The sequence below is a fragment of the Rhodobacter ferrooxidans genome (genome assembly GCF_000176015.1).
Taxonomy (GTDB): domain Bacteria; phylum Pseudomonadota; class Alphaproteobacteria; order Rhodobacterales; family Rhodobacteraceae; genus Pseudorhodobacter_B; species Pseudorhodobacter_B ferrooxidans.
The window spans coordinates 91,940-113,216 of sequence record NZ_ACYY01000008.1 but is presented as its reverse complement, the minus strand read 5'-3'; the positions used below and the strand labels follow the sequence as shown (position 1 = coordinate 113,216).

General features: G+C 64.9%; 15 protein-coding genes and 1 pseudogene. 1 reads left to right on the top strand and 15 read right to left on the bottom strand.

The window, feature by feature from the left end; translation table 11 throughout:
* Positions 1-33: 33 nt before the first annotated feature.
* From RSW2DRAFT_RS18685 to guaB, 9 genes are all read right to left on the bottom strand, one after another.
* On the bottom strand, positions 34-3,135 hold the full coding sequence (locus tag RSW2DRAFT_RS18685) for a beta strand repeat-containing protein (RefSeq protein WP_008029776.1): 3,102 nt from the start codon (positions 3,133-3,135) through the stop codon (positions 34-36).
* A 96-nt stretch (positions 3,136-3,231) separates the two neighbouring features.
* The gene (gene kdsA / locus RSW2DRAFT_RS07965; protein ID WP_008029774.1) at positions 3,232-4,062 is read right to left on the bottom strand and encodes a 3-deoxy-8-phosphooctulonate synthase; all 831 of its coding nucleotides are present in this window, start codon (positions 4,060-4,062) and stop codon (positions 3,232-3,234) included.
* A gap of 9 nt (positions 4,063-4,071) precedes the next feature.
* Complete coding sequence (locus RSW2DRAFT_RS07960; RefSeq protein ID WP_008029773.1) at positions 4,072-5,712, bottom strand: hypothetical protein; 1,641 nt, start codon at positions 5,710-5,712, stop codon at positions 4,072-4,074.
* On the bottom strand, positions 5,690-6,349 hold the full coding sequence (locus RSW2DRAFT_RS07955) for an ABC transporter ATP-binding protein (RefSeq protein ID WP_008029771.1): 660 nt from the start codon (positions 6,347-6,349) through the stop codon (positions 5,690-5,692). Before RSW2DRAFT_RS07955 ends, RSW2DRAFT_RS07960 begins: the two co-directional genes overlap by 23 nt.
* Positions 6,350-6,537: 188 nt before the next feature.
* A complete protein-coding gene (locus RSW2DRAFT_RS07950; protein ID WP_008029770.1) occupies positions 6,538-7,740 on the bottom strand; it encodes a Na+/H+ antiporter NhaA in 1,203 nt (400 codons plus the stop codon).
* A 563-nt stretch (positions 7,741-8,303) separates the two neighbouring features.
* Positions 8,304-10,607, bottom strand: coding sequence for an ATP-binding protein (locus RSW2DRAFT_RS07945; RefSeq protein ID WP_008029767.1), 2,304 nt, complete (start codon positions 10,605-10,607; stop codon positions 8,304-8,306).
* Between the two features lie 118 nt (positions 10,608-10,725).
* Positions 10,726-11,892 (bottom strand): RsmB/NOP family class I SAM-dependent RNA methyltransferase, encoded by a 1,167-nt coding sequence (locus RSW2DRAFT_RS07940; protein ID WP_008029765.1) that lies wholly within the window; start codon positions 11,890-11,892, stop codon positions 10,726-10,728.
* A gap of 60 nt (positions 11,893-11,952) precedes the next feature.
* Positions 11,953-12,663: an SDR family NAD(P)-dependent oxidoreductase gene (locus RSW2DRAFT_RS07935; protein WP_008029764.1), complete on the bottom strand. Its 711-nt coding sequence runs from the start codon at positions 12,661-12,663 to the stop codon at positions 11,953-11,955.
* Positions 12,663-14,111 carry an IMP dehydrogenase gene (guaB, locus tag RSW2DRAFT_RS07930; protein WP_008029763.1) on the bottom strand — a complete coding sequence of 483 codons (1,449 nt, stop codon included), beginning with the start codon at positions 14,109-14,111 and terminating at the stop codon, positions 12,663-12,665. The genes RSW2DRAFT_RS07935 and guaB overlap by 1 nt, the downstream gene beginning before the upstream one ends.
* Before the next feature lie 140 nt (positions 14,112-14,251).
* Here guaB and RSW2DRAFT_RS07925 point away from each other — a divergent pair, with 140 nt between their 5' ends.
* A complete protein-coding gene (locus RSW2DRAFT_RS07925; protein WP_008029762.1) occupies positions 14,252-14,956 on the top strand; it encodes a type 1 glutamine amidotransferase in 705 nt (234 codons plus the stop codon).
* A 69-nt stretch (positions 14,957-15,025) separates the two neighbouring features.
* Here RSW2DRAFT_RS07925 and RSW2DRAFT_RS07920 read toward each other — a convergent pair whose 3' ends face one another.
* The 6 genes and pseudogenes from RSW2DRAFT_RS07920 to RSW2DRAFT_RS07905 all read right to left on the bottom strand — a co-directional run bounded on the left by RSW2DRAFT_RS07920 (position 15,026) and on the right by RSW2DRAFT_RS07905 (position 21,232).
* Positions 15,026-16,024 (bottom strand): TDT family transporter, encoded by a 999-nt coding sequence (locus RSW2DRAFT_RS07920; RefSeq protein WP_008029761.1) that lies wholly within the window; start codon positions 16,022-16,024, stop codon positions 15,026-15,028.
* 108 nt (positions 16,025-16,132) lie between these two features.
* A complete protein-coding gene (locus RSW2DRAFT_RS18270; RefSeq protein ID WP_008029760.1) occupies positions 16,133-16,273 on the bottom strand; it encodes a hypothetical protein in 141 nt (46 codons plus the stop codon).
* A 112-nt stretch (positions 16,274-16,385) separates the two neighbouring features.
* Positions 16,386-17,471: an ABC transporter ATP-binding protein gene (locus tag RSW2DRAFT_RS07915; RefSeq protein WP_008029759.1), complete on the bottom strand. Its 1,086-nt coding sequence runs from the start codon at positions 17,469-17,471 to the stop codon at positions 16,386-16,388.
* A gap of 24 nt (positions 17,472-17,495) precedes the next feature.
* Entirely contained in the window at positions 17,496-19,112 is a 1,617-nt protein-coding gene (locus RSW2DRAFT_RS07910; protein ID WP_040671853.1) for an alpha-amylase family glycosyl hydrolase, read from the bottom strand.
* Positions 19,112-20,240 (bottom strand): annotated as a pseudogene (locus tag RSW2DRAFT_RS17400) (carbohydrate ABC transporter permease). The gene RSW2DRAFT_RS07910 and the pseudogene RSW2DRAFT_RS17400 overlap by 1 nt, the downstream one beginning before the upstream one ends.
* A complete protein-coding gene (locus RSW2DRAFT_RS07905; protein ID WP_008029756.1) occupies positions 20,240-21,232 on the bottom strand; it encodes a carbohydrate ABC transporter permease in 993 nt (330 codons plus the stop codon). Before RSW2DRAFT_RS07905 ends, RSW2DRAFT_RS17400 begins: the two are co-directional and overlap by 1 nt.
* Positions 21,233-21,277: the final 45 nt, after the last annotated feature.

Below are 21,277 nucleotides of genomic sequence, written 5' to 3'. Positions count from 1 at the left end.
TCCAACCGCCGCCGCCGTTCAAGTCCGCCCGGGTCAGGCCACGAACAGATAATCGGCCAGAACCGTTGTCGGCGTCGCCGTCAGCGTGGCAAGCAATGTCAGTTCCGCCGCCGAAACCAGGGCATCGGTCCCCGATGAAGTAAACAGGTAAAGCCCGGTCTGCCCGCCCGTATCCACGGCAAACAGCACGTGCTGGCCAAGGGTGAAGCCGCTGGTGGCCGACCCGATCCGCGCCGCGGCGGTTGCGGTGGAAAGGCTGGCGACGTCGGTGCTGAACACCACCAGTTCGGCGGCCGCCGAAAAGCCGCCGGTTGCGGCGGTCAGACTGGAATTCTCGATCAGCAGATCCCCGTCTCCGACCGGCAGGGACGCCATCGAGACCCGCAGCCTGTCGCTGCCGCTGGTGAAATCGGTCACCACATCCGCCCCGACCGTGCTGTTGAAGACAAAGGCATCGGCGCCGCCGCCGCCTGTCAGCACATCGGTCCCGGCACCACCGGTCAGCGTGTCATTCCCCAGACCGCCATTCAGCGTATCGTTGCCGGCATTGCCGACCAGCACGTTGGCCGCCGCATTGCCCGTGAGTGCGTTGTTGGCCGAGTTTCCCGACCCGTTGATGGTGGCAGTGCCGCCAAGGGTCAGATTTTCCAGCGTCGCCCCCAGCGCCCAGGTCACCGTCGCATTGACCGTATCGACACCCCCGGCAACGGTGGCGCTTTCCACGATCACATCCGCCGAGGAATCGACAAGATAGCTGTCATTGCCATCGCCGCCGGTCAGCGTGTCATTGCCGGTGCCGCCGTCCAGCCGGTCATCCCCCAGCCCGCCCAGCACCGAGTCATTGCCCGCGCCCCCGGTGATCGAATCATTCCCCGCCAGACCGGAAAGCACGTTGGCCGCGGCATTGCCGGTCAGGACATTGGCCTTGGTGTTGCCGGTGCCGTTGATCAGGGCAACGCCTGACAGAATCAGGTTTTCCAGCAGCGCGCCCAGTGTCCAGGTGACCGCAGAAACCACCGTATCGACGCCACCGGAAACCGCGGCGCTTTCCACGATCACGTCGGCCGCGGAATCAACCACAAAGACATCATTGCCATCGCCGCCGGTCAGCGTGTCATTTCCCAGACCGCCGTTCAGCGTGTTGGCCAGCGCATCCCCGGTCAGGCTGTCATTCGCGCCCGAGCCTGTCAGATTCTCGATGCTGATCAGCGTATCGCTGCCCCCACCGCCCGTCGCCTGCGCCCCGGCCACCGCCAGACTGACGCTGACGCCCGTTGTCGCCGCGGCGTAGCTTGCGGTATCGACGCCGCCCAGTCCGTTGATCAGGTTGTTGCCAAGAGTGCCGGTGATCACATTGTTCAGCGCGTTCCCGGTGCCCGACAGCCCCGCCGTTCCCAGCAGCACCAGATTCTCGACATTGGCGCCAAGCGCATGGCTGATGCTGGACTGCACGGTGTCGGTGCCGCCACCAACGGCCTCGACCACGATGTCATTGCGGGCCAGCACATAGGTGTCATTGCCCGCCCCGCCCGTCAGCGTATCCTGCAACAGCGGATTGGCCACCCGGAACACGTCGGTCAGATAGGTGTTGGCGTCGGTCGTGGCCAGGTTGGTGGCGCTGCTTTCAAACACGATCCAGTCGCCGCCCAGCGAGATCTGCGGCGCCCCGCCCGAACTGCCGTTGCCTTGCGCCGTCGGGGTGCGCGACACCAGCGCAATCGCGCCGGTCAGCAGGTCTTTCACGAAAATGTCGGTGTAGCCGTTGCTGTCGCCCGCAACCAGGCTGGCTGCCGAACTTGCGAACACCACATAGCGCCCGTCGCCGGAAATCGAGGCGTTCTCGCTGTCGCCGAAGGTCACCGCGGTGCCGGTCGCGGTGGCCGAGACCAGACGATAGGCATGGGTTGTCAGATTGTAGGAATAGATGTCGAAACTGGTGTTGGTGTCGGCCGCAACCAGCGCACGACGGGTCTGAAACACCACGTTGCCGGCCGCATCCACATCGGGGTTCAACGAATCCGCCAGACCGGCCGCCGCCGTGATGTTGGTCAGGCTGCTGGTCGCGCTGTCCCAGACATAGACATCGGCATAGAAGCTGCCGGTTTCTGCCGTGGTCAGATTGGTCGCCGTGCTGGAAAACACCACATAGCGGCCATCGGGCGAAATCCGGGGATGGGTGCAGTCGCCGTTGGCGTCAATGCCGGTCTGGCCGGTGGATATCCGCACCAAAGCCCCGGTCACCATGTCCTTGCGATAGATGTCATAGGTGCTGACACTGCCACCGGCGGCAAAGTTGGTGGCCGTGGTGGCAAAGGTCACATAGCGGCCGTCAGAAGAAACATCGGCGTTGACCGAGGCGCCATTGGCAAATACGCCACCGGCCGTCACCGATACCGCAGCAATGGCGGCACCGTTCACGGCGGCCTGGTAAATCGTGCCGTTGGGCGGCGTTCCGGGCACCAGCGCGGCGCTGGAGGTGAAGACCAGCGTACTGCCATCCGCCGAGATCATCGGATTGTCCGACCCCGACAGGCCCAGAACACCGGCTGCGTTCCGCTCTTCGTTCTGCACGACACCGGTCTGCAGGTTCTTCACGAACACATCGACGGCCGTGTTGTTCGAACTGCCAAATCCGGTCCAGCTGCCGCCGAAGGCCACCAGATTGCCGTCGGCCGAAATGCTGGCCCCATAGCTGTTGGTGGGGCTGCCGACGCCGCCCAGCCGCGACACATGGGTGATCGGCGCCAGCGCGTCGTTGCCAACCAGATAGTCGTGGCCGCTGCCCGTGGTCACCCGATCCGCGCCGCCCAGACCGCGCACCTGATTGTCGACCGTGGAGGCCGCAAGCGAATAGGTCTTGCCATACCAGTCAGGCATGGCGCTGACCGTGCCATCACCGACCAGCAGACTGCTGCCATTGGCAAAGGAAAAGCTGGCGGTGGTCAGGCCTGCCAGGGCGAGGTTGTCCAGCCAGATGGTCTTGCCGGCAAAGACGACACCCAGGTTGGCCCCCGAAACCACCAGTCGCACCGCCGCCGCCTGATCGGCCGCCCCGGCGAAGCGCAGCACATCCAGTGCCGCATTGAAGGAAATGTGCTGGCCATTCAGCAGCGATGAAAACAGGATTTGAGCCATGAGAACACCATAAGGTCAGGGAAAAAGGGAAAGTTGCAATGAACCCCCATTACACCCCGAAAACCGGTATTCTCCTAGAGGAAAAACGCCCTGCCGTCAGACCCGCAGCGGATCGGCCTTGGCCAGCCGGTCAAACGCCATCAGACTGTCCACCACCGCCGCCATCTGGCCCAGCGGCACCATGTTCGGCCCGTCCGAAGGCGCGTTGTCGGGGTCTTCGTGGGTCTCGATGAACACCCCGGCGATGCCAAGGCTGACCGCCGCTCGCGCCAGCACCGGGGCAAACTCGCGCTGCCCGCCGGTGCTGTTGCCCAGACCGCCGGGCTGCTGCACCGCGTGCGTCGCATCCATGATCACCGGATAGCCGGTGCGCGCCATGATCGGCAGGCCGCGCATATCGACCACCAGCGCGTTGTAGCCAAAACACACGCCCCGCTCGGTCAACAGGATGCGGTCATTGCCGGTCGAGGCGACCTTCTGCGCCACATTGGCCATGCCCTCGGGCGCCAGAAACTGGCCCTTCTTGACGTTGACCACCGCCCCGGTCTCGCCCGCCGCGATCAGCAGATCGGTCTGGCGGCACAGAAACGCCGGGATCTGGATCACATCCACCACCACCGCCGCTGCCCGCGCCTGCTCGACATCATGCACATCGGTCAGCACCGGCACACCCATCGCCCGCACGGCGGCCAGAATGTCCAGACCCGCCTGCATCCCCACGCCACGCCGACCGGAAAGCGAGGTGCGGTTGGCCTTGTCGTAGCTGGCCTTGAACACGAACTGCGCGCCTGCCGCCGCACAAGCCTCGCGCAGCGTGCCCGCGATCATCTGCGCATGATCCAGGCTTTCCAGCTGGCAGGGACCGGCGATCACCAGCAGGGGTTGGTCGTTGCCGACGGTCAACCCGCCGATCTTCACATCTTTCATGGCGCGTCCTTACGCAGCGACCTGCTCGCGCAGAATGGCGGCAGTCATCGAGATCATCAGGTAGATACCGGCAAAGACCAGAAGTGCAACCATGGTATTCTCGAACGCCCGCGGATAGGTGGCTTCGTCCGGCGCCACCGGATTGACCGAAACCGACAGATAGCGCACCTGGCGGTTGGCCTCGACCCGCGCCAGTTCCATGGATTGCAGCGATTGCGCCAGCAGCATCTGCCGGGTGGTCACATCCGATTGCGCCACCAGAAGGTCGCTTTGCACCGTCGCCAGCGACGTGCCATCGGGGTTGTTCTGCGTCAGCTTGGCGCGCAAGCTGGCGACCTCCTCCTCCATCGCGGCGATGCGGCGCTTCAGCGGCTCCATGCGGGCGGCGTTTGGATTCTCGTTCGACTGCATCTGCTGCAACGACAGCTTGTCGGTGGTCAGCTGGGTTTCCAGCTGGCCGATCTGGGTGGTGATCAGCGACACCTCGACCTCGGAGGACAGCACCTTGTAGCGTTCCTGCAGATCGACCACCCGGCGCTGCGCGGCCAGCATCTCGGCCTCGGCCTTGTCATAGCTTTCCTGCGCGCCTTTCATCTGATCGCCGCGCATCCGTTGGGTCAGATGGTCAACCTGTTCTTCGGCATAGGAAATCAGCGCCTTGGAAAACGCCACCGACACCTGCGGATCGGTGGCGCTGACCTCCATCTTGATCACGCCCTCGGTCGGGTCATAGGCAATCTGCACGTTGCGCTTGTAGATCTTGTAGGCGGCCTCGGCGGTGGCGTCGGCGTCCAGCCGCTGGATCGGGTCGATGTCGGGGCGGCTGAAATGCGCGCGGAAGTCCAGATCCTGGTCCAGCCGCAGCATGGCATCGCGTGATTGCAGATAGCCCTGCACGGTGATCGAATCCTGCGAGGTGGCCATCGGCGAACCCGAAAGCAACCCGCTCAAGCCCCCCGCACTGGCCGAAGGTGCGGCCGATTGCTGGATCACGAATTCCGATTTGCTGGCATAAAGCGGCGTGGCGATGGTGTAGTAGTAAATCCCGGCCGCCAGCGTCGGCAGAAACACGAAAAACAGCAGCCGCGCTGCCAGCAGCGCCGATTTGCGCCGCCGCCTGCGGGCGATATCCTGCTGGATGCGCATGATGTCGGCGGCATGGCTCTGTTCGGCCCGCACTTCGGTCGATGGCACCTGCAACGGCTTGATGGTCTGCGGCAGTTGCACGCCATCGCCCGGTGCGGTGGTCAGCGCCCGCGACGCCCCCGGGGGGGGCGCACCCATGTCGGAGGTCACCAGCTCCAGCATGTTGGTGCGCTGGAACGGGTCGATCCCGGCCTTGCGCAACAGCCGGATCGCGTCGAAATCCGAGGTGGCGGGCAGGTTGTACTTCTGCGCCACCCGGCGGGCCATGCGCAATTGCCGCCCCGTCAACCCCTCGCGCCGGATTGCATCCAGATCGGTCGCGCCCACGGGCTCTGCCGCGGACTGCGCTTCGGGACGCGCGGCGGTGACAAAGCTCTGGTTGCCAAAGCCGTCATCCTCGGCGTCGAACATCATGTCCGAGTTGGCCGCCTGTGGCCGCCCCATCGGCGTCACCGGATCGGGCCGCCGGATGCGGAACCGCTTAGCTGTGAGCTTTATAGTCATAAAGGCGCTTCGCTTCTTCCAGGGTTTCGAACATGTAAAGCCGACCGTCGTGCAGCACCGCAGCGGATCGGCAGAATTTTTCCAGCGTCTGCGCCTGATGCGACACCACCACCACCGTGGACTTGGCCAGACGCTCGCGCAGGATGCTGCCGGCCTTGCGGTTGAACTCGACATCGGTGGTCGAGGGCATGCCTTCGTCGATCAGGTAAATGTCGAACTCCAGCGCCAGCATCAGCGAGAACGAGAACCGCGATTTCATGCCCGCACTGTAGGTGCCCACCGGCATGTCGAAATATTCGGCAATGCCGCACATCCAGCGGCAGAAGCTTTCGACATAGTCGGGGTCGAGGTCATAAAGCCGGGCGATGTAGCGGGCGTTTTCGGTGCCGGTATGCTTGGAGACCACGCCGCCCATGAAGCCCAGCGGAAACGAGATCCGGCTGGTGCGCAGCACCCGGCCCTCGTCGGGTTTTTCCAGCCCCGCCATCATGTTGATGATGGTGGTCTTGCCGGTGCCGTTCTTCGCCAGAATACCCAGCGAATTGCCCAGTTCCACCCGGAACGACGCCTGGTCGAGAATGACCTTGCGCTGCGTGCCGGTCCAGAACGACTTGCTGACATTCTCGAACTCGATCATCCTCGCCCCCAAGCCGACTTTGCGGCCTGCGCCTCATGTTCCGGGTTATCCCCGGATACGCCACTTTGGTTAACACCGTCTGACCAGATTTGCCCGATCTGGCCCGACACCTGTTTCCGTTCCCATTATGTCGGATCAATGGCCCCGATGACAATGATCTTCGCGCATGGTCGCCGCGCCACGCGGCCTTAACGCCACCATTTCCGCGCTGCCAGAACCAGCAACGGCCCGGCGCACAGGCTGATCGCCAGCCCCAGCCGCGCCGCTTCCTGCATGGCCCCACCGGGCAGCGTGGCATCAATCGCCAGCGCCGGGATGGTAAACCCCATGCCCGCCAGCCCGGCGATCAGCATCAGATCGCGCTTGCGCAGGCCACGCGGCATCGGCAGGCCCAGACGCGGCGCCAGCAGCAGCCCCCCCGCCACGATGCCCAGCGGCTTGCCCAGCCAAAGGGCGGCCAGCGTGATCCAGGTGGTCGGTTCCGCGGCGCCAAGGTCAATGCCGCCACGGGTCAGCCCGAACAGGAACAGCACCACGATCAATGGCTTGACCAGAAGATGAGCGGCGCGGTTCAACGGGTCGGTCAGAAACTCCTCGGCCTCGGCGAACAGGCCAAAGGCCCGGTCGGCATGCGGCATCGCCGGGATGATCGGCAACAGCCCCAGCGCCGGCGGCAGGCCCGCGGCCAGAATCCCGGCCCAGGACACCAGCCCCGCCAGCGCATAGGGCCAAAGCTGCAACGACCGCCGCCGCTGCACCTCGGTCGCGTCTGAATGGGCTTGCCGTCCGACCCAGAACCACACCGCCAGAAATGCCACCACCGGCAGCAGCAGCCACAGCAGGCGCTGCGGTTGATCGGGAAACGCCGTGCCCAGCAGCATCAGCCCGACGATGTTGCTGCCGATGGTCAACAGCAGCAGCACATGCAGCGCCGGACTGCCCGCGCCGAACAGCGCCCGCCCGGCCAGATAGGTCAGCACCACGTCCGAGCCCAGCGGCACCGCCCAGCCTCCGGCGAAAACCGCCTCCTCGGCGGTCTCGAACGCCGCCGAAAGCAGCACCCAGATCACGGCCGCCCCGATCAGCCCGCCCAGCAACGCCAGCAGCGGCACCCCGGAATAGCGCCCGCGCAGGCTGCCACGCCGCAACACCAGCGCCTCCCACAGCTCCTTGCCCAGATAGAACAGGAACAGCGGCATCAAAACCGCCGAGGTCAGGTCGATCAGCGTCAGACTGGCCCGCCCCAGGCTGTCCGAGGCCACGTCGATCAGCCGCCATTCGATGGCGTCGTAATAGCTGGCGGCGTCCAGGTTGACCCATACGGTCGCCAACGCCATGCCCGCCAGCAGGGCCCAGGCAAAGGTTCCGATGAAGGACGAGACGCGATACATGCGGACTCCGGCAGCGCAGCAGTTACGCAGCACAGGACTACCTTAAGGCCGCACATGCAACACACGGCAGCGACGCACGACAAGGCCAAGGTCCGGTGTTGCCGCGACGCACCCTTGGCATGGGAAACCGCCTGGCGACAGCGAGAACCGCCGCGTTGGGACAGATGTTCAACGCTGATCCGGGACCACTTCGCCGCACGGCACGAGAACGTCGCGATCAGGATGAAAACGCAATCAAACGAAGAAAGCCGTGGTCCGGCGCAGGCCAATGATGACAGCCAAAGCCGCTGAAAGATCGGCCTCACCAAAGTCGGAACCGCAGTGTTGGCGTATTCCAAAGGCTGAGCCAAAGCCATTGGACGCCAGCCTGCCCGCAACCGGCCATCGGTTCCGTTTGAATCATCGGTCCCGCTTGATTTCAGTCACGCCGAAGCGCGCGGTAGCCCGGATCCATGGGCCCAGGGATACCGGTGGCAAAACCCTTAGCGCTTTGTCCGGCGCCGCAAAAGTTCAGGCCCTGCGGTGCTGCGGCAGCCTTCATCTGCTGACCGGAAAACGGTCTTTCAATGCAACTGGCCCTGCACGGTTTCGGTCAGATCATTGAGCGAGAACGGTTTGGGCAGGAACACCGAGTTCGGCACGCGGGATTGAGATTCCGAAAGACATTCCTCGGCATAGCCAGACATGAAAACCACCCGAACATTTGGCCGCAGTTCCAGCGCCTTGCTGACCCAGCTTGGGCCATCCATCCCCGGCATCACCACATCGGTCACGAAGATATCGACGTCGAGTGTCGGATCTTCCAAGGTTTTCAACGCCTCCTCGGCACTGTCGGCCTCCAGCACCGTGTAGCCGCGCAGCCGCAAGGCCCGCGAAGCGAAGGCGCGCACCGGTGCCTCGTCCTCCACCAGAAGAACCACGCCCTCGCCCTGCCGGACCATCGGCTTGCGAGCTTCCTGCCTTGGCGTCACCGCTTCTTCCGGCCCGTCATGGATCGGGAAATACAGATGGAACACCGTGCCAAGCCCCGGCTCGCTGTCAACAAAGATGAAACCGCCCGATTGCTTGACGATGCCATAAGCGGTGGAAAGACCCAGGCCGGTGCCCTCGCCGGTGCGTTTGGTGGTGAAGAACGGCTCGAAGATCTTTTGCAGCCGGTCCGCGGGGATGCCGCAGCCGGTGTCCAGAACCCGGATCACCGCATATTCGCCCTTGGGCACCACCGCCCGGTCGCGGCGCAACTCGTCGCGCAGCGTCAGCGCCTCGGTCTCGATGCGGATGGTGCCGCCTTCAGGCATGGCGTCGCGGGCGTTGACCACGAGGTTCATCACCACCTGTTCCAACTGCCGCTTGTCGGCGCGAATCGGGCCAAGGTCGGGGGCATGCGCCAGCCGCAGATTGACCCGTTCGCCAACGAGGCGATTCAGCAGATGCGTCAAATCCGAAAGCACCTCCTGCAAATCCAGCCGTTCGGGTTTCAGCGTCTGCTTGCGCGAGAAGGCCAGGAGCTGCCCCACAAGACTGGCCGCGCGGTTGGCGTTCTGATGAATCTGCACCAGATCGGCATATTCCGGGTCGGCCTGCACATGACGTAGCAGCAAAAGATCGCAATGGCCGGAAATCGCCGTCAACAGGTTGTTGAAATCATGCGCGATGCCGCCGGCCAGCTGGCCGATTGCCTGCATCTTCTGGCTTTGCACAAACTGCGCTTCCAGTGTTTTCAGCGCCGTGGCATCGTTCAGTACCGCCAGCACGGAGCCGCGCCCGTGCTCGACGATCCGGCGCAGACTGATCTGGTAGAAGGCATCGCCGTCGCCCCGGCGCAGCCGCAACACTTCGGCGCCGCAGGGCATCCGTTCGGTGGCCACATCCGCCAGCCAGTCGCTGACCGAGCGCCCGAGGCCCTCGAAAAGGTCACGGAAGCCAAGGGTTTCCTCGGCCCCAAGGTGAATGAGGTCACGCGCGGCACGGTTGGCCGAGATCAGACTGCCATCGGCGGCAAATTTCATCAGCGCCACCGGCACATGTTCGAAATCGGCCAGCGAGCTGTTGGCCTCATAGCGTTCCGGCACCGGCATCAGGTAGATCTCGCGCCGCTCGCCCACGCCATCCACCTCGGCCAGAATCGCCCGCACCGGACCATCGACCGAGGCCACCTCGACCTCTTCGCCCGAGCGCAGGGTCTGTTCGGCAAACACCCGGTCCAGCCGCTTGGGGCGCCCGCCCAAGAGCCGCCGCATCGCCTCGTTCGAGAACAGGATCACCCCGGTCTTGTTGGCGATCATCATCGGCAGGCTGAGCGATTCGGCGCCGCGCCCCGAGCCGGTGCGATCCTGAAACTCCTCCAGCCGCCACAGAAACCGTGTGGGACCAATACGATGCACCGCCAGCCGTGTATGGCCCCGACGCGTCACCACATCCTCGCGCGCGGCCTCGTGATTCATCGCCCGGCTTTGCAGCCGGAACAGCACCGCCGAGGGGCTGGCGAAATGGTCCTGCAAGGCCGCCACCAGTGTCTTGCCATCCTGCGCGCCGAAGCGTTCCACCGCGATGGCGTTCTGAAAGCCGATCACCCCCACGGCATCGGTGGTGAAACAGGGCGCGCCGTCCTGCCCCATCAAGCCGCCCAGATGCCGTTCCAGCCGCATCTCGCGCAACGACTCCAGCACCACCAGCCCGCGGATCACCAGGATCAACGCGGCGAATGTCACCGCCGCCGCCACCGCCGCCAGCTTGATCTGCCGGTCCGGTGACAGCAGGCTGACCGCGACGCAGCTGATCGCCACCGCCAGCAGCAGCCAGATGCGCGGCGACAATCCGCGCGCGGTGCCGACGATATCCGGCTTTGCTGAGAGTGCTTTGAACACGTGCCTTCTCCGTTCAGGCGACCGCTGTTCGGGATTCGCCCACGCGTTCCATACGGGGCGGAAAACCTTAACGGCGCCTTAATCAACCCCGATTTTCATCTTGGGATTGATTAAAGGCTTATGGATTTCTCCTTAAGATCGCAACGAAGAAGCCATCACCGCCGTCGAGTGGCGTGAAAAGCCGACTGCTTTGCAACAGCCAGCCGGGGCTGCGGGCCAGAAACGCCGCGATCTGGGCGCTGTTTTCCGCCTGAAGCATCGAGCAGGTGGCATAGGCAAGGTGCCCGCCCGGTGCCACCAGCGGCGCCACCCGGTCCAGAATCCCGGCCTGGATGCGGCACAATTCGGCCAGCCGGGCGGGCGTCAGCGCCCATTTCGCCTCGGGCGCGCGACGCCAGCTGCCGGAACCGGAACAGGGCACGTCGGTCAGCACCAGATCAAACGGCGCGTGGCGCGGCAGATCGGCGGTCTCCAGCAGCCGCAGCCGCACTCCGGCACGTTCCGCCCGGGCGGGAAGATCGCGCATCCGGCGCGGGTTGGCGTCATGGGCGAACAGCTGCAAGCCGCCCGCAGCCGCCATGGCGAGGGTTTTCCCGCCGCCCCCGGCGCAGTAGTCCAGCACCCGCTGGCCAGACCGCAGCGGCAGCGCCTGCACCACAGCCTGCGAGGCGGCGTCCTGCAATTCGACAAGCCCGGTCAGATAGGTCTGCGACGACTGAATTTTCCGCGCGTTTTCCGTGACTTCCAAGGCGAAGCTCGACAAGCCATGCGGCTGCGCGGCAATGCCCTCGGAGGCCAGGGCGGCAATGGCGCCCTCGCGGCTGATCCGGGCGGAATTGACCCGCAGGAACACTGACGCGCGGGCGCGCAGGGCCGCCATCACCGGCGCGAAATCGGCCCCAAGGGCGGCTCGCAACGGCGGTGCCAGCCAGTCGGGGCAATCCAGCGCCACCAGGTCCGGCAGCTCGGTGGGTGGCAGGCTATCAGCTTCGGTCAGCGGCGGCGGTGCATGGCCCTGCCCGGTGAACAGCGGCCCCGGATCAACGCCCGCATCCCGCAACCCGCCCAGCACCAGCCCGCGCCCGGTTTCCGCGCCGCCAAGCGCCGCGAATGACCGCCGGCATCGGATCGCCGCAAACACCAGATCGCGCACCGCCAGCCGGTCGCCCGAGCCGGCAAAGCGGCTGGCGCGGCCCCAGTTGGTCAGCGCCTGTTCCGCTGAATTGCCCGCCAGAACCCGGTCAAGGATGTCGATCGCCGCAGACAGCCGGGCGGCGGGAGTCATCAGGCAACCTTCATGCAATACATGAGGCTTGGCCCCGAATATTTTGAATTTAATAGCATTTCACACTCCATCGCGCTCTTGCAGGACCGTCCCGCCCTCGACCACCAGCGTGGTGCCGTTGACATAGGACGCCTGTGGCGAGGCCAGAAATGCCACAAGGCTTGCCAGATCGGCCACGGTGCTGACGGGCGCCACACCCGGCAAGTCCGGCGCAATCCAGCCGGGCACCACCGCATTCACCGTCACCCCGGCCTGCGCCACTTCCTGCGCCAATGCCTCGGTCATGTCGGAAAGTGCGGCCTTGGCCAGATCAAAGGCGGCCCGGCCCGGCACCATATGCTGCGGCCCGGTGACCGGCCCGACCGTCACCACCCGACCCCAGCCGTTCGTCTGCATCCCGGGCAGGAACAGCCGCGACAGCCGCGCGGCGATGGCCAGATTGGCCGCAACACCGCGGCTCCATACCTGCGGGTCCAGTGCCGCGGCTGACGCCCCGCGCGCCGCCCCAAGTATGGTGTTGTTGACAAGAACCGCCACGGGGCCGACTGCATCGAACAACGCCGCAATCTCGTCCGCATCGGCCAGATCGACCAGATGGCCCTGAACGTCCAGACCTTCGGCCCGCAATTCGGCCACCCGGTCATGCAGCCGCGGCGTTGGTGCGGCCAGCGTCACGGCAAAACCCGCCTGCGCCAGTCGCCGGGCCACGGCGATGCCAACCCCACTTTGGGCCCCTGCGGCGGCAACCAGTGCTTTCAGCGGTTCTGCCATCACATCACACGGTAGTTCGGACTTTCGCGGGTAATCTGCACGTCATGCACATGGCTTTCCTTCAGCCCGGCGCCAGTGATCTTCACAAACTGGCAGCCGCCCTGCATTTCCGCAATGGTGCGGTTGCCGGTATAGCCCATGGCAGCGCGCAAGCCGCCCACCAGCTGATGCACCACGGCGGCGGCAGAACCCTTGTAGGGCACCTGCCCCTCGATGCCTTCCGGCACCAGCTTGTCCGAGGCGGCATCCTTCTGGAAATACCGGTCGGCCGAGCCGCGGGCCATGGCGCCCAGCGAGCCCATGCCGCGATAGGATTTGAAGCTGCGGCCCTGATACAGGATCACCTCGCCGGGGCTTTCGTCGGTCCCGGCAATGGCGCTGCCGACCATGGCACAGGATGCCCCCGCCGCAATCGCCTTGGCGAAATCGCCGGAATACTTGATGCCGCCGTCGGCAATCACCGGAATGTCGCCCGCCGCCGCCGCTGCATCCATGATCGCGGTCAGTTGCGGCACGCCGACACCGGCGACGATGCGGGTGGTGCAGATCGACCCCGGGCCGATGCCGACCTTGACCGCATCGGCCCCGGCGCCGATCAGCGCCCGCGTGGCCTCGCCGGTGGCCACGTTGCCCGCCACCACCTGCACGGTGTTCGACAGCCGCTTGATCCGTTCGACCGCCCGCGCGACCCCTTCGCTGTGGCCGTGGGCGGTGTCGATCACCACCATATCGACGCCTGCATCAATCAGCGCCTGACTGCGTTCAAACCCGGCATCACCGACGGTCGAGGCCGCGGCCACCCGCAGCCGCCCCATCTCGTCCTTGCAGGCATGCGGGTTCAGCACCGACTGCTCGGTGTCCTTCAGCGTCAGAAGCCCGGTCAGCTTGCCCTTGCCATCGGTGACCAAGAGCTTCTCGATCCGCCGCGCCTTCATCAGGCTGATGGCGGCATCGCGGTCGGCAGGCTCGTGCAGCACCGCGAGGTTTTCCGAGGTCATCATCACCCGCACCGGCGTGCGGTCATCAGAGGCAAAGCGCATGTCGCGGTTGGTGACGATGCCGACCACGCGGCCTTGCTCGTCCACCACCGGAAAGCCGGTGACGTTGTAGCGGTCCTGCAGCAATTTGGCGTCGGCCAGGGTCTGATCGGGGCGCAGGGTGATCGGGGCATAGACGATGCCCGACTCAAAACGCTTGACGCGGCGCACCTCGTGGGCCTGTTCCTCCAGCCCCAGATTGCGGTGGATGACACCGATGCCACCGGCCTGCGCCATGGCAATCGCCATCCGCGCCTCGGTCACCGTGTCCATCGCCGAGGACAAGAGCGGGATGTTCATCCGGATCAGCTTGGTGACGAAGGTCGAGGTGTCGGCATCGCTGGGCAGCACCGAACTGGCGGCCGGAACCAGCAGAACATCGTCAAAGGTGAGGGCCTCTCGAATCTCCATGGGGGGTCTCCTTGGGAGGGTTCGTTTGGCGGTTCCCTGTTTCATGGTGGGCGGGCAAAGGCAAGGGCAAATCCCGGCTTTCGGGGTTGATCACCCGCGCGTGGCGTGCTGTGACGGGGGGCCGGATTGCAGGGGGCCCCATGCGCGTTGCCATAGTCGAGAATACCGCCATCACCCACCACGGGCTGGTCGGCGTGGCGCTGCACGAGGCGGCGGCGCGGATCGAGGTTTTCAAGCCCTGGGCCGGGCAGCCCTTGCCCACGGATGCTGCGGGGTTCGACGCGCTGATCTCGTTCGGCGGCGAGCAATCGGCGCTGGACGACCACATCCACCCCTATCTCGTGCAGCTTGCCGGGCTGATGCGGGCCTTCACCGAGGCCGACCGCGCGGTGCTGGGCATCTGCCTTGGCGCGCAGGTGCTGGCGCGGGCCTTTGGCGGCCAGAACCTGCTGGGGGCAGCACCCGAATTCGGCTGGCACGAGGTCAGCCTGCTGGAGGCCGGTCGCGCCGACCCGGTGCTGCGCGCCCTGCCCGCCGCGTTCCCGATCTTCCAGTGGCATTCCGACACCTTCACCCTGCCCCCCGGTGCCGCACATCTGGCGACCTCGGGCGGGGCGGCGCATCAGGCCTTCCGCACCGGACGGGCCACCTACGGCGTGCAGTTCCATTTCGAGGCCAGCCGGGCGGTGATTGCCGACCTGAACCGCGATCTGCCCGATCTGATGGAAAAGATGGAGCCGGGCTGGCTGGCCGCCCACCCCGCGCGTGCGGCGACGCTGGGGGCGCAGGCCGATGCCGCAGGGCTGGCGCTGGCCCGGGCTTGGGTCGCGCAGGTCCAGGTTTGAACCGGTATTTCTGCTGAAAGGCTGGTGCCTCCGGCGGGGATATTTAAGAACAGATGAAAGCCAAAGGCGTCAGGCTTGCGCGGCGTTGGTCTTGGCAGCCAGCGCGCCGCTGGCCCAGGCTTTCAGCACCCGAAAAGCCACGAACGGCACCAGTGCCAGCGCCATCATCAGGATCACCAGGCCGGTCGAGGGCAGATCGAGCACGAACAGGCTGCTGGCATAGGCGGCAATCGGAAAGGTGAAGGCGCCCCACAGCGGGGTGAAGCCCGCCACCGTCAGCCAGCGCGCTGCCCCCAGAAGTGCGAGCAGCATGACCGCGCCCAAAGCCGCAAAGATCAGCGCCAGTTGGGTTTGCCCCAGCAAGGCCGCCACCGTGGCAAAAAGGCTGGCCGGGGCCAGATGGATCGCCAGCAACGGCCGCAGCGGCGGTGGCGGGATGCGGCGGATCAGTTGCGCAAGGCTGATGCCCCAGATCAGCACCGCCAGCGGGATGGTGCCCCACAGCAGCGCCTGTGCAAGGCCGGTCAGCCCCAGCGGCACCGCGGCAATGCCGCCGATGATGAAGCCCACGAAATTCAGATGCCAGACCGGCGTCACCTCGCGCGCCTCGGGCGGCGATTTGATGAATTGCCCGATGACCAGCAGGGCAAGGCCGCCATGCAGCCCCAGCCCGGCGAACAGCGCGGCTTTTGCCAGCCCGGGGGCATAGGGCAGCAGTGCCGCCGCCACCAAAAGCAGCCCCAGCAGCATGCTCGCGACCCCGGCCCGGCCCGGCAGCACACGCAAATCCTCCATCACCACGCCCGGCCGGCGCGCCACCTTCACCAGAAAACCAAGTGTTGCGAACAGCCACAGCAGGCTGACAGCCCCCAGCACCGCCTCGGCAGGACCGCCGGGCAGTTCCAGCGCCTCGCTGGCCCGCCGCAACGCCAGCCCCAGCCCCAAAAGCCCCAGGATCGGCGGAAACACTGCGGGCGGCATCCGGGCAAACAGCCGGGTACGGGCCGGCGGAAACTCGGGGGCCGGGAATTGCTTGGGGCGAAAGCGCGGCGGTTCGGGATTTGCCATGAGCCTCTCCTGTCTGACGCGCCAGACATATCCTACCGGCGCCGCAAGGAAAACCCCGGGCGACCCGTTGCCGCGCCAGAACCGCGACACCACATCAGCTTCGCAAGCTTACTTCTTGTCGCCCTTGGCTTTTTCCTGCGAAGCGGCAATCCGGGTGGACGAGGTGCTTGCCACCGCAATCGCGGGCTTCACCTTGTCTTTCTTCGGCTTCTTCACTTCCTTGTTCGAGCGCAATTGACCCTTGGCCATCGTCTTTCCTTTCACGGCAAGGCCCGGCGCGCCTTGGCCACCGGGCGATCAGAGCGCCGTGCAGCACCCTTGGCACAGGTCTGAACCGCAGCCCGGCCCCTGTCAATCGGCTTCAACGATACAGCAGCGACTGACCCTGATGGAACAGGTGCACCTTCTTCGGGTCGGCGCCCAGCTTGACCACGGTGCGCCGCAGACCGGAATGAATCCCCGGCAGTTTCGCCACCATCTGCGCCGCCTCGCCCTGCCGTTTGAAGTAAAGCAGCGTCACCTCGCCCAGGGCCTCGGTAATCTCGACCTCGCCGGTAAAAACCGCCTCGCCTTCGGTGGCCAGCATATCCTCGGGCCGCACGCCAACGTTGACCTTGAGGCCCAGATCGGCGTCGGTGGTGGCAATCGCCGCCCGCGCCACGCCGCCGTTCTGCAGCCTCACCACGGTTTCGGCGCCGGTTTCCACCACCTCGCCCGGCATCAGGTTCATCGCCGGACTGCCGATGAACTGCGCCACGAACTCGTTCTGCGGCTTTTCATACAGCGTCAGGGGCGCGCCGACCTGCGCAATGCCGCCACCCGCCAGCACCACGATGCGGCTGGCAAGCGTCATCGCCTCCACCTGATCATGTGTGACATAGATCATCGTGCGTTCCGGCATCGCCTCTTTCAACTGGGCAATCTCCAGCCGGGTCGCCACACGCAGCGCGGCATCGAGGTTGGAAAGCGGCTCGTCGAACAGGTAAACCTTGGGGTCGCGCACGATGGCGCGGCCGATGGCAACGCGCTGGCGCTGGCCACCCGACAGCGCCTTGGGCAGGCGATCCAGGTAGGGCGTCAGTTGAAGTATTTTCGCAGCTTTGTCCACTGCCGCCTTGATTTCATTGGTGGATTTCTTGGCGATCTTCAAAGCGAAAGCCATGTTGTCGCGCACCGTCATGTGCGGATAAAGCGCGTAGCTTTGGAACACCATGGCGATGCCACGCTGCGCTGGCGGCACCTCGTTCACCACCACGCCGTCGATCTTCAGCTCACCGCCCGAGATGCGTTCAAGCCCGGCGATCATCCGCAGCAGCGTCGATTTTCCGCAGCCCGAGGGGCCGACGAACACGATCAGCTCGCCCTGCTTGATGTCGAGGTTGATGTTCGACAGCACCTTGACCTCGCCATAGGCCTTTTCGATGTTCGTCAGCTTCAGATCGGCCATGGTATTCCCCCTTTTAAGTCGGGCTCAGATTTTCCGGGCCAGGCAAACCTGCCACGGCCCCAGCGTCACACGCCCTGTTGTGTCGGCAGGCTGGCTGCCCAGATCGGCCCCGATCGGCGCCCAGTTGCCCGCAGGCAGCGCCGCATCGACCGTGCCCGCCCCCAGATTGACAGCGATGAACAGTGTTTCGGAACCGACCCGGCAGAACGTCGCCAGATCGCCCTGCGCGGCCAGATCGACCATCGCGCCATCCCGCAGCACCGGATGCGCCCGCCGCAGCGCCAGTGCGCGGCGGTAATGCGCCAGCATCGAGCCATGATCGCCCAGTTGTACCGCCACCGAGCGCGCCAGATGCGGCGGCGTTACCGGCAGCCAGGGTTTGCCGCCGCTGGTAAAGCCGCCAAAACGGCTGTCGGTCTCCCACACCATCGGCGTGCGGGCACCGTCGCGGCCCTTGAACTCGGGCCAGAACTGGATGCCGTAGGGGTCTTGCAGGTCGGCGTAAGCAATCTCGGCCTCGGGCAGCCCCAGCTCCTCGCCCTGATACAGGCACAACGAGCCGCGCAGGCACATGAGCAGCGTCGTGTAAGCCTTTGCCGCAGCGTCGGAAAGCTGCCAGCGGGTGACATGCCGCACGGTGTCGTGGTTGGAATAGGACCAGCAGGGCCAGGCATCCGGTGCCGCCTTGGCCATCCGCGAAAAGGCGTCCACCAGCCCGGCGGCGGTCAGGCGTTTGGGCTGCAACATCTCGAACGGATAGCACATCTGCACCTTGTCGCCGCCCGAGGTGTATTCGGCCATGATCTCCAGCCCGCGTTGGGCATCACCGACCTCGCCCACCGCCGCCGCCCCGTAAGGGTCCAGCACCGCGCGGAATTTGCGCAGGAAATCAAGGTTTTCCGGCTGGTTCTTGTCAAAGAGGTGCAACTGGTGGTTATAGGGGTTCACCGACGGCGCGATGCTGTCGTTGCGCAATTCCTTCGGCAGCGCAGGATTGTCGCGCAGGTATTTGTCGGCAATGTAGAAATTGATGGTGTCCAGCCGGAAACCATCGACGCCGCGTTCCAGCCAGAACCGCGCCACATCCAGCAATGCCTCTTGCACCAATGGCTCGTGGAAATTCAGGTCGGGTTGCGAGGTCAGGAAGTTGTGCAGGTAATACTGCTCGCGCCGCCCGTCCCATTGCCAACTGGAGCCGCCGAACACCGACAGCCAGTTGTTCGGCGGCGTGCCATCGGGCTTGGGGTCGGCCCAGACATACCAGTTTGCCTTGGGATTTGAACGGCTTGCGCGGCTTTCCTGAAACCATGGATGAACGTCGGCGGTGTGTGACAGCACCAGATCAATCATCACCCGCAGGCCCAGATCATGCGCCTTCTTCAGCACCGCATCGAAATCGGCCAAGGTGCCGAACATCGGATCGACGTCGCAGTAATTGCTGACATCATACCCGAAATCCTTCATCGGGCTGGTGAAGAACGGGCTGATCCAGATCGCATCGGCGCCCAGGCTGGCGATATGCGGCAACCTCTGGGCGATGCCCGCCAGATCGCCGATACCGTCGCCATTGCTGTCCTGATAGCTGCGCGGATAGATCTGATAGATCACCGCGCCGCGCCACCAGTCGGGGTCACGCTGCATCACTTCACCGACCCCGCCAGCAAGCCGCGCACCAGGTATTTCTGCATGGCAAAGAACACCACCAGCGGCACGAAGATCGACACGAAGGCCGAGGAGGCCAAAAATCTCCCAATCCCCCCCGCGCGAGCCCATCAGGCCCCGCAGCGCGCTGGTCATCACCAGCTTGTCGTTGTCATTGCCAAGGAACACCGAGGCCACCAGAAAGTCGTTCCAGGTCCAGAGGAACTGGAAGATCGCAAAGCTGGCCAGCGCCGGGAAGGACAGCGGCAGGATGATCTTGAGGAAAATCTGGAAATCCGTGGCGCCATCGACCCGCGCACTTTCGATGATCTCGCGTGGCAATCCGGCCATGTAGTTGCGCAACAGGTAAATCGCCAATGGCAGGCCGAAACCGGAATGCGCCAGCCAGATGCCGATGTATTCCTTGCCGATCCCCAGCGAGTTGTGCAGGCGCAGCAGCGGCATCAGCGACAGTTGCAGCGGCACCACCAAGAGGCCCACCACCGCCGCCACCATCAGGGCCCGGCCGGGAAACTCCATCCAGGCCAGGGCATAGGCGGCGAAGGCGGCGATCAGGATCGGGATGATGGTGGCCGGGATCGTCACCGTGGCGGTGTTCATGAAGGCCCGGCCGATGCCTTCGGAAAACAGCACCCGGTCATAGTTGGCCAGCGTCGCCTTGGCCGGTGTTATCGAGGTCACGAACAGCCGCGGGCTGCGGCCCTCAAATTTCGCCTGCGCCACGAGCTGATACTGGCCATCGGCGGCCACGGTCGCGGTGACGCCATCGCCCAGGTCGGCAACCGTCCCCGGCGCGAAGGCCTCGGGCGCGCGCGAGGTGACACCGAAGGCCTTGACCTGCCCCTTGCCACCCTCGAATACCGACCCTTCGATCACCCAGCCCTGCGCCAACTGCTTCTGGCTGTCCAGCGCCCCGGCGCGATAGACGATGCGCTGTTCGGACGGAAACACCGCCTGCCACCAGCCCGACCCGGTGATCTGGTCGCGGTCGCGGAACGACGATACCAGCAACCCGATGGTCGGAATGGTCCAGAGCAGCACCATCAGCGCCGCCGCGATATTGACCACCCACACCAGGCTCGACTTGGTCCCGACGATGTTTTCCATCAACGCATCTCCCGCCGGGTGGTTCGGATGTTCCAGATCATGATCGGCGTCACCATCAGCATGATCACCAGCGCAATCGCCGAGCCGCGCCCGGTGTCGTTGGCGCGGAACATCCAGTCATACATCATGCTGCCCAGCACCTGGGTGCCCCATTGGCCGTTGGTCATGGCGTAGACGATGTCGAACACTTTCAGCACGGTGATGGTGATGGTGGTCCAGACCACGGCGATGGTGCCCCAGATCTGCGGCACCTTGATCTTGAGAAATATCTGGAACGGCGAGGCACCGTCGAGGATCGCCGCCTCGATGGTTTCCTCGGGAATGCCGCGCAGCGCCGCCGACAGGATCACCATGGCAAAGCCGGTCTGGATCCAGATCAGCACCACCATCAAGAGGAAGTTGTTCCAGAACGGGATGGTCAGCCAGATCTGCGCCGTGCCGCCGAACATCTCGACCAGCGCATTCAACAGGCCGATCTCGGATTGACCCTCGCCCCGGTAATCATAGATGAATTTCCAGATGACCGAGGCGCCAATGAACGAGATCGCCATCGGCATGAAGATCATCGACTTGGCGAAATTGCCCCATTTGATCCGGTCGGTCAGCGCCGCCGCGATCAGCCCGAAGAAGGTCGAGGCCGCAGGCACCACCACCAGCCACAGCAGGTTGTTCACCACCGACTCGCGGAATTTGTCGTCGGACAACAGCCAGGTGTAGTTGTCCAGGCCCACGAAATTGTCGCCGGTGCCGTCCTTGAACGACAACAGGATCGACACGAAGACCGGATAGACCAGATAAACCGTCAACAGCGCGATGGCCGGGAACAGGAACAACCAGGGCCGCACCGCCCCCGCCCGCAGGATGTTGCGCCCGGCATTGGGCCCACGAGCCGGAAAAATACTGTCCAGGATCAGGTTCGACGCGAAGAAATAGCCGACGCAGCCGAACACCCCCACCACGATCGTGGCCGAAGCCAGAAGCAATTGTTGCACCGCATCCCCCCTTGCCTGGCCCTGCCCTCCCGCAGGGGAAACCTG

Excerpts from the sequence above, each read along its gene's own strand:
- RSW2DRAFT_RS18685 (WP_008029776.1), bottom strand. The coding sequence starts at position 3,135 with ATGGCTCAAATCCTGTTTTCATCGCTGCTGAATGGCCAGCACATTTCC.
- kdsA (WP_008029774.1), bottom strand. The coding sequence starts at position 4,062 with ATGAAAGATGTGAAGATCGGCGGGTTGACCGTCGGCAACGACCAACCC.
- RSW2DRAFT_RS07960 (WP_008029773.1), bottom strand. The coding sequence starts at position 5,712 with ATGACTATAAAGCTCACAGCTAAGCGGTTCCGCATCCGGCGGCCCGAT.
- RSW2DRAFT_RS07955 (WP_008029771.1), bottom strand. The coding sequence starts at position 6,349 with ATGATCGAGTTCGAGAATGTCAGCAAGTCGTTCTGGACCGGCACGCAG.
- RSW2DRAFT_RS07950 (WP_008029770.1), bottom strand. The coding sequence starts at position 7,740 with ATGTATCGCGTCTCGTCCTTCATCGGAACCTTTGCCTGGGCCCTGCTG.
- RSW2DRAFT_RS07940 (WP_008029765.1), bottom strand. The coding sequence starts at position 11,892 with ATGACTCCCGCCGCCCGGCTGTCTGCGGCGATCGACATCCTTGACCGG.
- RSW2DRAFT_RS07935 (WP_008029764.1), bottom strand. The coding sequence starts at position 12,663 with ATGGCAGAACCGCTGAAAGCACTGGTTGCCGCCGCAGGGGCCCAAAGT.
- guaB (WP_008029763.1), bottom strand. The coding sequence starts at position 14,111 with ATGGAGATTCGAGAGGCCCTCACCTTTGACGATGTTCTGCTGGTTCCG.
- RSW2DRAFT_RS07925 (WP_008029762.1), top strand. The coding sequence starts at position 14,252 with ATGCGCGTTGCCATAGTCGAGAATACCGCCATCACCCACCACGGGCTG.
- RSW2DRAFT_RS07920 (WP_008029761.1), bottom strand. The coding sequence starts at position 16,024 with ATGGCAAATCCCGAACCGCCGCGCTTTCGCCCCAAGCAATTCCCGGCC.
- RSW2DRAFT_RS18270 (WP_008029760.1), bottom strand. The coding sequence starts at position 16,273 with ATGGCCAAGGGTCAATTGCGCTCGAACAAGGAAGTGAAGAAGCCGAAG.
- RSW2DRAFT_RS07915 (WP_008029759.1), bottom strand. The coding sequence starts at position 17,471 with ATGGCCGATCTGAAGCTGACGAACATCGAAAAGGCCTATGGCGAGGTC.
- RSW2DRAFT_RS07910 (WP_040671853.1), bottom strand. The coding sequence starts at position 19,112 with ATGCAGCGTGACCCCGACTGGTGGCGCGGCGCGGTGATCTATCAGATC.